This is a genomic window from Enterobacter sp. BNK-22 (assembly GCF_048684805.1).
Lineage (GTDB): Bacteria > Pseudomonadota > Gammaproteobacteria > Enterobacterales > Enterobacteriaceae > Enterobacter > Enterobacter quasiroggenkampii.
Genome location: NZ_JBLQTT010000001.1, coordinates 1798600 through 1811721 on the forward strand (window position 1 = coordinate 1798600; position 13122 = coordinate 1811721).

A 13122-nucleotide genomic window follows, 5' to 3' on the forward strand; every position below is an offset into this window, starting at 1 on the left:
TTTATGGCTGCTGTACGGGCTTCCTCATTCCGGTCACCTCCGGCATGACCTGCCGCATCAGCTCAAGAAAACGCCGCAAGCGTGCCGGATAATAACGGGACCAGGGATAAACCAGATGCACCGGTAGCGCCGCTGGCTGCCACTCCGGCAACAAATGCACCAGCCGCCCTTCCCGAATATCATCCTGTACCGTCCAGCTTGATACGACCGCCACACCGAGCCCGGTCAGTGCCGTATTGCGTGCAACATACAGGCTGTCGGTGCTGAGGCGTGGCGTAATAGCAATCCGCGCGGTGGCAGGCGAAGCATCGTGAAATAGCTCCACGTGGCGCTGGTAGAAAGAGCTGATGGCTATCCAGGGAAACTGCTGCAAATCTTCCGGCGTATTCACCGCCGGGAAGCGGGCCAGCAGCGCTGGCGCGGCCACCACCGAGCGCGGTACCTCAGCCAGCAGCACGGATACGGTCGCCGGATCGACCTCCACACCCACCCGAATAGCGCAGTCAAGATTGTCACCGAGAAAATCTGCCGACCGATCGTTGAGCATCCACTCAATCGAAAGCTGGGGATAGCGTTGCAAAAATTCGGTTACAGGTTTCAGAAGCTGGTCCTGACCAAACGCGTGGGGGGCGCGCACCCGCAGCACGCCTACCGGCTCATCTTCCGTCTGCCCCACCTCATCTTCCAGCGCCAGCCAGCTGTCGATCACCCGACGGGCGTGCTGATAGCAGCGCTCGCCGTCATCCGTTAGCCGCGTCGTGTGGGTGGTGCGCAACATCAGGCGCACGCCCAGCATGGTTTCAAGCGACTGCAACCGTCGGCTTACCGTGGCCTGGGTTGTTGCCAGCTGCCGTGCCGCCGCAGAGAGCGAACCCGCCTCGACAATGCGCACAAACGTCCGCATTAGCTCTACCCTATCTATACGCTCAGCTCTTTTCATTGCATTTTCAGTTATACGTTTAACGTATAAGCGTTTTACCACCGGGCCCGCTACCGTCGCAAGGCGTACTGATAAAAAATAGCCGCACACGACGAATGAGGAACAACTTATGAACACAACAACAACTCCCCATGCTGTAAGCCGCTGGGTGATTTTTATGCTGGCTCTGGGGGCTGGCTTCAGCGTGGCATCAATCTATTACGCGCAGCCCCTGCTGCCGCTGATGGGTGCTGACCTGCATCTGAGCATTGAAGGTATGGGCCTGGTGCCAACATTAACGCAGGCAGGCTACGCGCTCGGCATCCTGTTCCTGCTTCCTCTGGGCGATCGCCACGACCGCAGGACCTTAATTCTGATCAAAAGCGCGGCGCTGGCGCTGTTTCTTCTCGGCTGTAGCCTGACCGGGCAGATCCATTCTCTTCTGCTGGCAAGCCTGCTCATCGGCATGGCCGCAACCATGGCGCAGGATATCGTCCCCGCCGCGGCCATTCTCGCACCGGAAGGTAAACAGGGGAAAACCGTGGGCACGGTAATGACCGGCCTGCTGATGGGTATCTTATTATCCAGAACCGTAAGCGGCGTGGTGGGCGAAGCGTTTGGCTGGCGCGTCATGTACCAGTTGGCGGCGGCGAGCATTGCGTTCATCGGGGTGATGATGTGGTTTGTGCTTCCCCGTTTTGCCATTCACTCCACGCTGAGCTACCCCGCGCTGATGCGTTCGATGGAGCACCTGTGGCGTCGTTATCCGGCACTGCGCCGCGCCGCACTGGCTCAGGGTTTCCTGTCGATTGCCTTTAGCGCCTTCTGGTCAACGCTTGCGGTCATGCTGCTGGAACGCTATCACCTGGGTAGTGCCGTCGCAGGTGGTTTTGGTATTGCCGGTGCCGCGGGTGCGTTAGCTGCCCCACTGGCGGGGGGCCTGGCGGACAAACTGGGGGCCGGAAAAGTCACGCAGCTTGGTGCCGTTCTTGTAACCGTCTCTTTCGCCCTGATGTTCCTGATGCCCGCATTGGGCGTTCATGGACAGCTGATGCTGATCGCCATCTCTGCCGTCGGGTTCGACCTGGGCCTGCAATCCAGCCTGGTCGCCCACCAGAACCTGGTGTACAGCCTAGAACCGCAGGCGCGTGGTCGTCTCAACGCCCTGCTCTTTACGGTGGTCTTTATCGGGATGGCGCTGGGATCCGCGTTAGGCAGCAATATCTACTCGCTGGCTGGCTGGACGGGCGTGGTCGCGCTGGCCACCGTCTGTGGCGTCATTGCGCTGGTCATCCGTCTGATAGAAAGCGCGCGTGTCGCCTCCGTACCGGCGGAAGCCGCATAAAAAAAATGCCCAATCCAGACGGATTGGGCAGTAAAACATGCCCAGTTTCAAGACATGTTCCAAGAGGTCAAGATGTTATTTGTTCAGCTGGAACAGAGACATGCCCTGCATATCGCTAAACGCTTTATAAGACGCCTGCAAGGCCGCCTGCTGCATGGTGTAAGAGGAAATCGCTTCGTTCCAGTCGACATCAACCAGGTCGCTCATCTGCTTGGTCTGACCCAGCGCGCGGTCATCGCCCAGCGTATCGAGTTTTTCCAGCTCGTTCATCTTGGTGCCCACATCCGCAACGACCGTCAGAATATTGTTCTGGGAGTTTTTGATGCCGATTTGCGCATTGGCAATCACCTGGCTTTGCGCCGTTGCGGCAGCCGGATCGTTCTCAATCGGCGTCTTCAGCGACGCAATCGCAGAATCCAGGATTTTGAACATGTTCGTCTCGCCATATCCACCGCCCGGCAGCTGTTCCGCATTACTGGTAATGCTTTCGAAAATTTGCTGCCCGGTATGGCTAATGGCCATATTACGCGCCGTATCAACCTGCTGCGTGATGGCCTCAGCGCCGCCGTTATAATCCCCGGTCGCGGCATCAAACGGTGCGCTCTCGGTTTTATATCCCGCAAAGATAAAGCGACCATTACCATCCGTTGTGTTAGCCAGGTTCATAAGCTGATCGCGGATCCCCTGAATATCGGTCGCCAGAGAAAGACGGTCGTCATCGCTTAATGTACCGTTCGAGGCGTAAACGAGCTTCTCGCGCACGCTTGAGATCGCGGTGTTCACCTGAGTTAACACGTTATCTTCCAGCGAGACTTTTTGCGTGGCGAAGGTACGCGCAAGCGCGAACTGGCTGTTTTGCGACTGCGATTGTGACAGAACGATGGCCTGCGACGCGGCGATAGGATCGTCCGACGGACGGTTGACGCGCTTGCCGGTGGACATCTGTTCACCGTAGCTCAGCCATCTGCTCTGGGAATCGGTGATCCCACGCATGTTCTGCTCATACATCATCTGGGTGCTAATACGCATTGTTCACCTCAACCTTAACGAATGTTGATAATTGCATCGAAGAGCGTACTGGCAGTCTGGAGAACCTGGGCGTTCGCCAGGTAATACTGCTGATAACGCTGCAAATTGCCATACTCTTCGTCGAGGTTTACCCCAGAGATGGTCTGCTGCTGCTTGATTAACTGCGTCTCTACGTTAGCTTTCGTCTGGCTGCTCACCTTCAGTGACGCCGTTGAGCTACCCACGGTACTGACGAGAGAGGCATACGCATCGTTGAAGGTTTTGTTGCCCCCCACGACTTTCGCGTTTTGCAGATCGAGCAGTTTCTGGCCGTTACGGTTATCACTTTCGCCGCCGTTCTGCACTGACGCCATCGCCAGCTTGGACTCGTCGCTGATCGCCAGATCCATGTTCATGATGACGTCGGAAACCGGCTTCACGGTAAAGCTGTCTTTGGTATTTGCCGTGCCGCTCACGTTGACGTTAAGACCATCAAACGACAGATTGCCGCTGGCATCCGGGCTCATCGTAAAGCTGGTTTTGTCTGATGTACGGGTGATCGTCCAGTCAGTACCGTTGAACTGCAGCTTATAGTCTGTCGCCTGGACCTGTTTGCTGTCCGTCACAGAGGCCGTAACAACCGCCGATCCGCCGTTCTTGCTGTTGGACAGCACCGCCGGAGAACCAAAGTTGAACAGCTTACCGCCCGCATCACCGTTTGCGTCAAAACCGGCTTCATGCTGCGTGTTCATCGAATCGGCAAAGGCCAGCGCCATCTGGTTCAGGGTATTACGGGCTTTATCCAGATCTTCCGTACGGAAAGTCAGTAAACCGCCTAATGAACCGGTGGTGATCATTTTTTCCGGGATCTCGACGTTCCCGGCCACGTCATCGACATAGGCCACGGTAGTACGGGTCGGATCGGCACTCGACTTCACGGCAGCCAGCTGGTTGGCTTTGCTGCCCTGTACCAGGCTGTAACCATTGCCGAAAGAGATGTTAAACGTGCCGCTATCCTGGACAGAGACTTCCACGCCGACGATTTTGTTCAGCTCATTGACGAGCTGATCGCGCTGATCAAGCAGATCGTTAGGCGATGCGCCCGCGCCGACGCCGGTCAGACGGGAAATCTGATCGTTCAGATTGGCAATCTGTTTGGCATAGTTGTTGATCTGAGAAACGCTGGTGCTAATCGCGGTATTCACCTGCGTATCCTGGTCGCGAAGATACTGATCGTTGGTTTTAAACTGATTGACCAGACCGCCCGCTTTACCCAGCACCGTCTGACGTGCCGCCGGGTCTTCCGCGTTGCTCACCAGCGTTTGCAGACTCTTGAAGAAGTCCTGCAGCGTGGTGGAGAGCGAGTTGGTGGTATCGGAGAGCACGTCGTCGATTTTTGACATCTGCTGGTAGCGCGTCGTCAGGCCGCTGCTCTGCGTCTGCGCGGCGCGCAGCTGGTTGGTGATGAAGGCGTCATACTCACGCTGGACACCGGAGACATACACCCCGTTACCCACCCAGCCACCGCCGGTCAGCGTGCTGTTAGATGCGCCCAGCACCGTGGTCTGGCGGGTATAGCCTGCCACGTTATAGCTTGAAATATTATTACTGACGGTATTGAGTGCCGACTGCGCAGCACTGAGGCCACTCATGGCGCTGTTAATCAAACTGGACATGGGGGTTCCTTTTATACGTTCAGACACGAGTCCTGATGAAGGTTATCGGCAACCTCCACCGGGACTTGAGAACTTTCAGAACAGATTTTCAATATCTGTGCTATAGGCTTTGCTGACCTTCTCGCCCATTGATTTCAGCTGCTGGATCATGCTGGTGAGCTTACGCGCATAGTTCGGGTCGGTCGCGTAGCCCGCGTTTTGCAGCGCCTGAGCGCCCTGCTCCGCCGTCGCCGCCTGCGTCACGGCGGTATAGCGCGGATTTCGGCTCAGCAGGCCAACATAATCGGACAAGGCTTCCAGATACGAGCTGTAGACGCGGAATTTGGCTTTCACCTTCACCGCCGCACCGTTCTCGTATTCGGTGGTCGTGATCTCCGTGGTTGGCCCCTTCCAGCTGGAGGTAGCCTTCACGCCGAAGATGTTGAAGCTCGGCTCGCCGTTTTCCTTGCGGATCTGGCGCTGACCCCAGCCCGACTCCAGCGCGGCCTGCGCCAGAATCAGGTGATGCGGTACGCCGCTCTGTTCGCTGGCAAGGCGCGCAGGCAGAGAAAGCTGCGCCAGGAAGTCTTTGCTGTCACCGGAGAGCGGCTCATCGCCGCTGCCCGTGGCTTTCGGCATGGCTTTACGCACCATTTGCGTCAGAGCCTGGTTCTGATAGCTGGTCACCGTTTCCAGGTCGAATTTCATCGGTACCTGCTGCGGCTGATCCTGAGGCTGAATGCCCTGCGCGGCTTCGGTCTGCTTGACAATCATGTCAGCCAGACCGAGGCCTTTCCCGGCGGTCATCTGCTGCGCAATCTGCTGGTCATACATGCTGGTGTAGAGACGCGTTGAATCACTGCTGAACATCCCGTCTTTCGGCAGGGTTTCGCGCATGCTTTTCAGCATCATCTGTACAAACATCCCTTCCACCTGGCGGGCGACCGGGCGGATATTCGCCGCCGGGTCTTTTCCTGCTTTGGTTTTCAGTTCGTTGAGCGACTGGGCATCCCAGGCTGCACTGGTCAACAGTTTGCTATCGGTCAGCATTAGATGATTTCCAGTTTGGCGCGCAGGCAGCCCGCGCTTTGCATCGATTGCAGGATGGACATCAGATCCATCGGCGTTGCCCCCAGGGCATTCAGGGCACGCACCACGCTGTTCAGGTTGGCGCTGGAGCGCACGCTTTGCAGTGACCCGCCGCTCTGGCGCATATCAATCTGCGTTTGCGGCGTCACCACCGTCTGACCGCCACCAAATGGCGTATTCGGCTGGCTCACGTTCGCGGAGCGGTTTACCGTCACGGAGAGGTTCCCCTGCGCCACGGCGCAGCTGTCGAGCGACACTTCCCGGTTCATGACCACCGAGCCGGTACGGGAGTTGATGATCACCTTCGCATCCTGGACCGGAACGTTCACTTCCATATTCTGGATATCGGCCAGCATGCGCACCTGGTTGCTGCTGCCGGTGGAGGTACGGATCTGCACGGTGCGCGCATCGAGTGCCGTTGCATTACCATAGCCGCGGCTGCGGTTGATGGTATCGGCAATCTGCTGCGCCATCGTGAAGTCTTCATTATTAAGCTGCAGGTTGATGGTGTTGCCCGCGCCAAACTGGGTCGGCAGTTCACGCTCAATGATCGCCCCGTTGGTAATCCGTCCGCCGTTGAGCTGGTTCACCTGCACGCTGCTTCCGCCTGCGGATGCTCCCGCACCGCCGACCAGAATGTTCCCCTGCGCCAGCGCATAAACCTGGCTGTCGACGCCTTTCAGCGGGGTCATCAGCAGCGTACCGCCGCGCAGGCTTTTGGCGTTACCCATTGAGGAGACCACCACGTCAATGGTTTGTCCCTGGCGCGCAAACGCCGGGTAGGACGCGGTGACCATTACTGCCGCCACGTTTTTCAGCTGCATATTAGTTCCCGCTGGCACGGTAATGCCGAGCTGGGAAAGCATGTTGTTCAGGCTTTGGGTGGTAAAGGGGGTCTGGGTCGTCTGGTCACCGGTACCGTCCAGCCCCACCACCAGGCCGTAGCCAATCAGCGAGTTTTCACGCACGCCCTGGACGCTGGTGAGATCGCGAATACGGTCAGCCTGGGCAAAGGTAGCCACCAGCGCGAGCGCCACGGCGAAGATCGATTTAAACATGGGTCACCTCGCTTACATCGGCGATAAATTAAGGAAGAAGCGCTGCAGCCAACCCATATTTTGCGCTTCATTGATATAGCCGTTCCCGACGTACTCAATGCGTGCATCCGCCACCTGAGTGGACGGAACGGTGTTGGTGCCGCTGATGGTGCGAGGGTTAACCACGCCCGAGAAGCGAATGAATTCAGTGCCCTGGTTGATGGCGATCTGTTTTTCACCCACAACGTGTAGGTTGCCGTTAACCAGTACCTGGTCAACCGTCACCGTCAGCGTACCGCTGAAGGTGTTGCTGGCATTCGCGCCGCCTTTACCGTTAAAGGTATTGCCGCCGGACGCGTTCACATCAGCACGCGCGTTGCCGAACAGCCCTTCGAGATAGCGTGGCACGGTGTCGAAGCCAAAATTCGTTTTGCCATCGCGGCTGGCGTTCGCCGACGAGCTCTTGCTCGCGCTGACGTTTTCCTGCAGCACAATGGTCAATGTATCGCCGACGTTACGCGGGCGGCGATCTTCAAACAGCGGCTGATAGCCGTAATTAATCGGCTGCGCGGTCTGGAAAATGGAGCCGTTTACCACTGGCGCAGGGCCAGGAACGGGTTGGGCAGTCGTCGCACCCTGGACCAAAGGTTTAGACGGGATCCAGGCACACCCGCTGAGGGTGACGGCCAGAACAGTCAGTATCGGATAACGAAACGCCGCGTTTTTTTGCATTGCCTTCATCTTCGAAAACAGGGAGCCGGCGCGGCGTTTACCGCACCGGGCTACACCTTAGAGTTGCGTCAGTTTCTGCAGCATCTGGTCGGTCGTCGACACTGCTTTACTGTTAATTTCATACGCGCGCTGGACCTGGATCATATTCACCAGCTCTTCCGCCACGTTCACGTTGGAGGTTTCAACATAGCCCTGATACAGCAGGCCCGCGCCGTTCAGGCCTGGCGTACTTTCATTTGGCGTACCGGAGGATTGCGTCTCGGTGTAGAGGTTCTCACCAATGCTTTCCAGACCGGTATCGTTCATGAAGGTGGTCAGGTTGAGCTGCCCAACCTGAACCGGCGCGGCCTGCCCCTGCTGGGTTACGCTGACCACACCGTCACGTCCGATGGTGATGCTCAGTGCGTTCGCCGGGATGGTAATCGCAGGCTGGACCTGGAAACCGCCCGCCGTCACCAGCTGGCCATTCTGATCGACCTGGAACGAGCCGTCGCGGGTGTAGGCAGAAGTCCCGTCAGGCAGCTGCACCTGGAAGAAGCCCTGGCCTTTGATCGCCACGTCTTTGCTGTTGTTGGTCTGAGACAGGTTGCCCTGACTGTGCAGACGCTCGGTAGCCACCGGACGAACACCGGTACCGATCTGCAGACCCGATGGCAACGTCGTCTGTTCAGAAGACTGCGCCCCCGGCTGGCGGATGGTTTGATAAAGCAAATCTTCGAAAACGGCGCGCTGACGCTTGAAACCATTGGTGCTGACGTTTGCCAGGTTGTTGGCAATCACGTCCATATTGGTTTGCTGGGCGTCCAGGCCAGTTTTCGCGATCCATAAAGAACTGATCATAAGGAATCCTGTTAGCTCATAGCCAGAAGTTGGTTAGCCTTGCCCGCGTTTTCATCCACGCTGCTGATGATCTTCATCTGCATTTCAAAGCGGCGGGCGCTGGCGATCATGTCGGTCATGGCTTCGACCGGCTTGACGTTGCTGCCTTCCAGAACGCCGGACATCACGCGGATGCTCGGGTCGGCCTGTAAGGTGGCACCCCGCGTCGCCTGCGCCGCCTGGGTCAGACGGAACATGCCGTCGTCGCCACGCTGCACCTCTTTGCCTTCCGCTTTGACCAGCTTCAGACGACCGACGGGCGCAACGGTATTGGCCGGGTCGCCCGGGTTGAGCGCCGAAATGGTGCCGTCCGCAGCGATAGTCAGCTCAGAGCCTTCCGGTACGGTCAGCGGACCCGCTTCCCCCATCACCGGATGCCCCTGAATCGTCAGCTGGCCCGTCGCGCTCACCTGGATGTTCCCGTTACGGGTATAGCCTTCACTGCCGTCCGCCGTTTGCACCGCCAGCCAGCCGTCCTGCTGCAGAGCAACGTCCAGCGGGCGTGAGGTGTAATCCATCTGCCCTGGCGTCATATCGGCGCCTGGGGTCGATGCGGTCACCAGCGTTCGGGTCGGCAGGGAAAGCCCTTCTACCGGCACCGCGCGCAGCGCATTAAGCTGCGCACGAAAGCCCGGCGTTGAGGCGTTTGCCAGGTTGCTGGCGGTAACGGCCTGCTGATTGAGCGTCTGACTTGCCGCGCCCATCGCGGTATATATTGCGTGATCCATTGCGCTTTCCTGTTAGCCGCTTAACGCAGGTTAACCAGCGTGTTGAGGATCTGGTCCTGGGTTTTGATGGTCTGCGCGTTCGACTGATAGTTACGCTGCGCGACGATCATGTTCACCAGTTCTTTACTCATATCCACGTTGGAAGCTTCCAGCGCGCCGTTGGTCAGCTTGCCAAAGTTACCGGTGCCTGCGGTACCCAGCAGCGCCACGCCAGAGGACTGGGTGGCAGACCAGACGTTGTCGCCTTCCGATTTCAGACCTTCGTTGTTGGCGAAGTTTGCCAGCACGATCTGACCCAGAACCTGAGACTGTTCGTTAGAGTAGCTTCCCACCACAGTGCCATCATCGTTGATCTGGTAGCTCACCAGATCGCCTGGCTTGTAACCGTTCTGATTGGTTGCCACCACGCTGTTCGCGCCGGTGTTCTGCTGCATGGAGTTCTGGAAGCTCAGGGAGAAAGTCGCCGCCGTTGCACCGCTGACGGAGCCCGTGGTGATGTTAATGGCCGGCGTGGCGTTTGGCGCTGCGCTCAGCACACCCGCCGCGTCGTAGTTATACACACCCGCCAGGTTACCGTTCGCATCAAAGTTCATCTGCGCCGCTTTCGTCGCAGCAGAACCCGCTACGCTGCCGTCCTGAGTGTAAAGGTCCCATTTGTTGTCAGCCGTCTTAACGTAGTAGACGTACATGTTATGGGCGTTACCCTGACTGTCGAATACGGTCACGGTCCCTTTTTTGTTGTAGGTATCCGGGTTAGTCGCATCGAAGGGAGCGGTTTGAACAGGATCGGTTGAGTTCAGGTTGATCTGCTGCGTCGCGGTGGTGGTCGATTTCGCCGCCATCAGGGTATTCGGGATGGTAATTGCCTGAGGGTTCGCACCGGTCTGAACGGTAGGCGGCGTTCCCGCTACCGGATAGCCCGTCAGCTGCATGCCCTGCATGTTAACCAGCGTACGGTTTTCATCCAGCTTGAACTGGCCGTTACGGCTATAGAACACAGAGCCGTTGGAATCGACCATACGGAAGAAACCGTTCTGGCTGATGGCAACGTCCAGACCACGACCGGTGTTGGTGGTGGTGCCGTCGCTAAAGTCCTGAGTGATGCCCGCAACTTTCACGCCCAGGCCGACTTTGGAACCGGCAAACATGTCTGCAAAGGAAGCAGAACCGGATTTAAAACCATAGGTCGCGGAGTTGGCGATGTTATTGCCAATGACGTCCAGGTTGGTGGCCGCAGCATTCAGGCCGCTGACCGCTTGAGAAAAGGCCATGACTTACTCCTGATAAGTGTTAAGGCTTAGATAATCTGCCGAACTTCGTCGAGTGTGGTGGAACCAGAGGTTCCCAAATCCAGTTTGTTGCCGTCGCTTCCTTTAATCACGCCCTGGACCAGCGCGAACTGCAGCGGCTGCGCTACCAGCTGGGTCGTCCCGTTGCTGGCGCTGATTGCCACTTTGTAGGATCCGTTTGGTGCTTTGGTGCCGTCGGTCAGGCTGCCATCCCAGGTAAAGGTGTGAACGCCCGCCTTCAGTTCGCCGATATCAATGGTGCGAACCACCACGTTATTGGCATCCGTGATCGTTGCCGTCACCTTCTCAGCCGGCTGCTGGAGCTCAACGCCAAACGGCGTGGTTGTCGTGGTGGTATTGCCGTCGGTGGTGCTGGTGCCTGCCAGAATCGTGGTTCCCGGGATCATCACCCCGTGGCCAATCAGGCTTGCCGCCTGCAGAGACTGGGCGCTGTTAATCTGCCCAGAGACGGAACCGAGGGTGGTGTTCAGTTTCTCAATGCCGCTCACGGTACTGATCTGCGCAAGCTGCGTGGTCAGTTCGTTGTTCTGCATTGGGTTGGTGGGATCCTGGTTCTTAAGCTGCGCCACCAGCAGCGTCAGAAAGCTGCCCTGAAGATCGGCGGCGTTACTCCCCGTCAGGGAGTTAGAACCTGTCGTACTTTTTGTGTTGTTAACACCCGAGTTCGTAGGATCATTCACATTTACGGCGATGGACATGCATGTCTCCTTTACTGGCCGAGAGTGAGTGTTTTGAGCATCATGCTCTTCACGGTATTAAGCACTTCGACGTTGGCCTGGTAGCTACGGGAAGCCGACATGGAGTTCACCATCTCACCCACCACATCCACGTTTGGCATCTTCACGTATCCGCTGGCATCCGCAAGCGGGTTACCCGGCTCATACACCAGCCTGTCCGGCGCCTGGCTCTCTACCACATCAGAGACCTTCACGCCGCCCGTCGCCGCGCCTGGCGCAGCATCGACCTGAAAGACAACCTGTTTGGCACGATAGGGCTGGCCGTCGGGTCCGGTGACGCTGTCGGCGTTCGCCAGGTTACTGGCGGCCACGTTCAGGCGTTTGGACTGTGCGGTTAACGCCGAACCGGCGATATCAAAAATATTCAGCAAGGCCATCTATCAGTTCCCCCCCTGCAGGACGTTCATCATGCCTTTGATTTGTCCGCCGAGTACGGTCAGGCCCGTCTGGTATTTCAGGCTGTTGTCGGCAAACTGGGTTCGCTCCCGGTCCATATCCACGGTGTTACCGTCGAGTGAGGGCTGATCGGGAATGCGATAAAGTAAATCAGTCGCTGGCGCAGTCATCGCCTGAGCAGGAATATGGCGAGAGGATGTCATGGCAAGTGCAACACCCGTTCCTTCGGCACGTCCACGCTCCATCACCTTTTTGAGTTCACTGGAAAAATCAATATCGCGCGCCTGATACCCCGGGGTATCGGCGTTAGCGATATTGGCGGCTAAAATCTCCTGCCGCTGGGCGCGTAAGTTGAGCGCTTCCTGCTGAAAACGTAACGCGGCGTCGAGTTTATCGAGCATGTCTCCTCCGCTGATGGCAAAATTTCAGTTCACAGCTTAAATCTCACCCGGTCTCCCCTATCGACGGAATAAGCGCAAAATGCGTCGCTATTTATTCCGTTGATGCAAAACCACTGCAGGTAGAATTCGTTCAACTCAGGAAACGGTGGAACTTGCGATGCAAACGTTAAAACGTGGTCTGGTGGCGGCTCTCTTGCTGCTAAGCCCTCTGGCGCAGGCTGAAGGGTTACAGGATCGGCTAACGGCTTTTTTTGCTGAAAAACTGGCAGGCTTTAGCGATGACGTGACCGTTACCGTGCGCACGCCACCGAATCTTTACCCAACGTGTGACCAGCCGTCCTTCAGCGTGGTAGGGTTCACAAAGCTTTGGGGGAATGTGAACGTGCTGGCACGCTGCGCCAACGAAAAACGCTATTTACAGGTTGCCGTTCAGGCGACGGGCAATTATGTTGTCGCTGCCGTGCCCATTGCGCGCGGCAGCGTGCTGCAGACAAACAGCGTGACGCTGAAGCGCGGCCGTCTGGATCAACTGCCGCCACGCACCATGCTGGATATTAACCAGGCACAGGACGCCGTCAGCCTGCGCGACGTCGCGCCAGGCCAGCCGATACAGATCTCCATGCTGCGTCAGGCATGGCGGGTAAAAGCAGGCCAGCAGGTGATGGTGGTCGCCAACGGAGATGGCTTTAGCATCAACAGTGAAGGGAAAGCGTTGAACAATGCCGCGGTGGCGCAAAACGCCCGCGTCAGAATGTCCTCAGGCCAGGTGGTGAGCGGAACCGTCGATGCTGATGGGAATATTCTGATTAACCTATAATCTTTTTAAAGATTTCGCGGCGCGTGCCGATAAATATTCCACTAATGATGATGTCAGGCGCAAACGCCG

General features: G+C 57.5%; 14 protein-coding genes. 2 read left to right on the forward strand and 12 right to left on the reverse strand.

What is annotated here, in order from left to right; genetic code table 11:
- Window position 1 precedes the first annotated feature (1 nt).
- On the reverse strand, window positions 2–904 hold the full coding sequence (locus tag ACMGGE_RS08480; protein ID WP_409337796.1) for a LysR family transcriptional regulator: 903 nt from the start codon (window positions 902–904) through the stop codon (window positions 2–4).
- A 145-nt stretch (window positions 905–1049) separates the two neighbouring features.
- Here ACMGGE_RS08480 and ACMGGE_RS08485 point away from each other — a divergent pair, with 145 nt between their 5' ends.
- Entirely contained in the window at window positions 1050–2264 is a 1215-nt protein-coding gene (locus tag ACMGGE_RS08485) for an MFS transporter (protein WP_048027422.1), read from the forward strand.
- Window positions 2265–2339: 75 nt separating this feature from the next.
- On the opposite strand, the gene flgL is transcribed toward ACMGGE_RS08485, so the two are convergent.
- The 11 genes from flgL to flgB all read right to left on the reverse strand — a co-directional run bounded on the left by flgL (window position 2340) and on the right by flgB (window position 12236).
- On the reverse strand, window positions 2340–3293 hold the full coding sequence (gene flgL / locus ACMGGE_RS08490) for a flagellar hook-associated protein FlgL (RefSeq protein ID WP_045910193.1): 954 nt from the start codon (window positions 3291–3293) through the stop codon (window positions 2340–2342).
- A gap of 14 nt (window positions 3294–3307) precedes the next feature.
- Window positions 3308–4948: a flagellar hook-associated protein FlgK gene (gene flgK, locus ACMGGE_RS08495; protein ID WP_063621370.1), complete on the reverse strand. Its 1641-nt coding sequence runs from the start codon at window positions 4946–4948 to the stop codon at window positions 3308–3310.
- Between the two features lie 75 nt (window positions 4949–5023).
- Window positions 5024–5977: a flagellar assembly peptidoglycan hydrolase FlgJ gene (flgJ, locus tag ACMGGE_RS08500; protein ID WP_021240767.1), complete on the reverse strand. Its 954-nt coding sequence runs from the start codon at window positions 5975–5977 to the stop codon at window positions 5024–5026.
- Window positions 5977–7074: a flagellar basal body P-ring protein FlgI gene (locus ACMGGE_RS08505; protein ID WP_029740346.1), complete on the reverse strand. Its 1098-nt coding sequence runs from the start codon at window positions 7072–7074 to the stop codon at window positions 5977–5979. Before ACMGGE_RS08505 ends, flgJ begins: the two co-directional genes overlap by 1 nt.
- A gap of 12 nt (window positions 7075–7086) precedes the next feature.
- A complete protein-coding gene (flgH, locus tag ACMGGE_RS08510) occupies window positions 7087–7785 on the reverse strand; it encodes a flagellar basal body L-ring protein FlgH (protein WP_032666985.1) in 699 nt (232 codons plus the stop codon).
- 57 nt (window positions 7786–7842) lie between these two features.
- Window positions 7843–8625: a flagellar basal-body rod protein FlgG gene (gene flgG, locus ACMGGE_RS08515; RefSeq protein WP_008500810.1), complete on the reverse strand. Its 783-nt coding sequence runs from the start codon at window positions 8623–8625 to the stop codon at window positions 7843–7845.
- A gap of 11 nt (window positions 8626–8636) precedes the next feature.
- Window positions 8637–9392, reverse strand: a complete 756-nt coding sequence (locus ACMGGE_RS08520) for a flagellar basal body rod protein FlgF (protein WP_008500811.1) — start codon at window positions 9390–9392, stop codon at window positions 8637–8639.
- 20 nt (window positions 9393–9412) lie between these two features.
- Window positions 9413–10663 (reverse strand): flagellar hook protein FlgE, encoded by a 1251-nt coding sequence (gene flgE / locus ACMGGE_RS08525; protein WP_032650841.1) that lies wholly within the window; start codon window positions 10661–10663, stop codon window positions 9413–9415.
- A 26-nt stretch (window positions 10664–10689) separates the two neighbouring features.
- Entirely contained in the window at window positions 10690–11400 is a 711-nt protein-coding gene (gene flgD / locus ACMGGE_RS08530; RefSeq protein WP_032650840.1) for a flagellar hook assembly protein FlgD, read from the reverse strand.
- 11 nt (window positions 11401–11411) lie between these two features.
- On the reverse strand, window positions 11412–11816 hold the full coding sequence (gene flgC, locus ACMGGE_RS08535) for a flagellar basal body rod protein FlgC (protein ID WP_008500814.1): 405 nt from the start codon (window positions 11814–11816) through the stop codon (window positions 11412–11414).
- Window positions 11817–11819: 3 nt separating this feature from the next.
- Window positions 11820–12236, reverse strand: a complete 417-nt coding sequence (flgB, locus tag ACMGGE_RS08540) for a flagellar basal body rod protein FlgB (protein WP_008500815.1) — start codon at window positions 12234–12236, stop codon at window positions 11820–11822.
- Window positions 12237–12393: 157 nt separating this feature from the next.
- Here flgB and flgA point away from each other — a divergent pair, with 157 nt between their 5' ends.
- On the forward strand, window positions 12394–13053 hold the full coding sequence (flgA, locus tag ACMGGE_RS08545) for a flagellar basal body P-ring formation chaperone FlgA (protein WP_023327100.1): 660 nt from the start codon (window positions 12394–12396) through the stop codon (window positions 13051–13053).
- Window positions 13054–13122 lie beyond the last annotated feature (69 nt).

Excerpts from the sequence above, each read along its gene's own strand:
- flgE (WP_032650841.1), bottom strand. The coding sequence starts at position 10,663 with ATGGCCTTTTCTCAAGCGGTCAGCGGCCTGAATGCTGCGGCCACCAAC.
- flgA (WP_023327100.1), top strand. The coding sequence starts at position 12,394 with ATGCAAACGTTAAAACGTGGTCTGGTGGCGGCTCTCTTGCTGCTAAGC.
- ACMGGE_RS08520 (WP_008500811.1), bottom strand. The coding sequence starts at position 9,392 with ATGGATCACGCAATATATACCGCGATGGGCGCGGCAAGTCAGACGCTC.
- flgK (WP_063621370.1), bottom strand. The coding sequence starts at position 4,948 with ATGTCCAGTTTGATTAACAGCGCCATGAGTGGCCTCAGTGCTGCGCAG.
- flgD (WP_032650840.1), bottom strand. The coding sequence starts at position 11,400 with ATGTCCATCGCCGTAAATGTGAATGATCCTACGAACTCGGGTGTTAAC.
- flgL (WP_045910193.1), bottom strand. The coding sequence starts at position 3,293 with ATGCGTATTAGCACCCAGATGATGTATGAGCAGAACATGCGTGGGATC.
- flgB (WP_008500815.1), bottom strand. The coding sequence starts at position 12,236 with ATGCTCGATAAACTCGACGCCGCGTTACGTTTTCAGCAGGAAGCGCTC.
- ACMGGE_RS08480 (WP_409337796.1), bottom strand. The coding sequence starts at position 904 with ATGCGGACGTTTGTGCGCATTGTCGAGGCGGGTTCGCTCTCTGCGGCG.
- flgJ (WP_021240767.1), bottom strand. The coding sequence starts at position 5,977 with ATGCTGACCGATAGCAAACTGTTGACCAGTGCAGCCTGGGATGCCCAG.
- flgG (WP_008500810.1), bottom strand. The coding sequence starts at position 8,625 with ATGATCAGTTCTTTATGGATCGCGAAAACTGGCCTGGACGCCCAGCAA.
- ACMGGE_RS08505 (WP_029740346.1), bottom strand. The coding sequence starts at position 7,074 with ATGTTTAAATCGATCTTCGCCGTGGCGCTCGCGCTGGTGGCTACCTTT.
- flgC (WP_008500814.1), bottom strand. The coding sequence starts at position 11,816 with ATGGCCTTGCTGAATATTTTTGATATCGCCGGTTCGGCGTTAACCGCA.
- flgH (WP_032666985.1), bottom strand. The coding sequence starts at position 7,785 with ATGCAAAAAAACGCGGCGTTTCGTTATCCGATACTGACTGTTCTGGCC.
- ACMGGE_RS08485 (WP_048027422.1), top strand. The coding sequence starts at position 1,050 with ATGAACACAACAACAACTCCCCATGCTGTAAGCCGCTGGGTGATTTTT.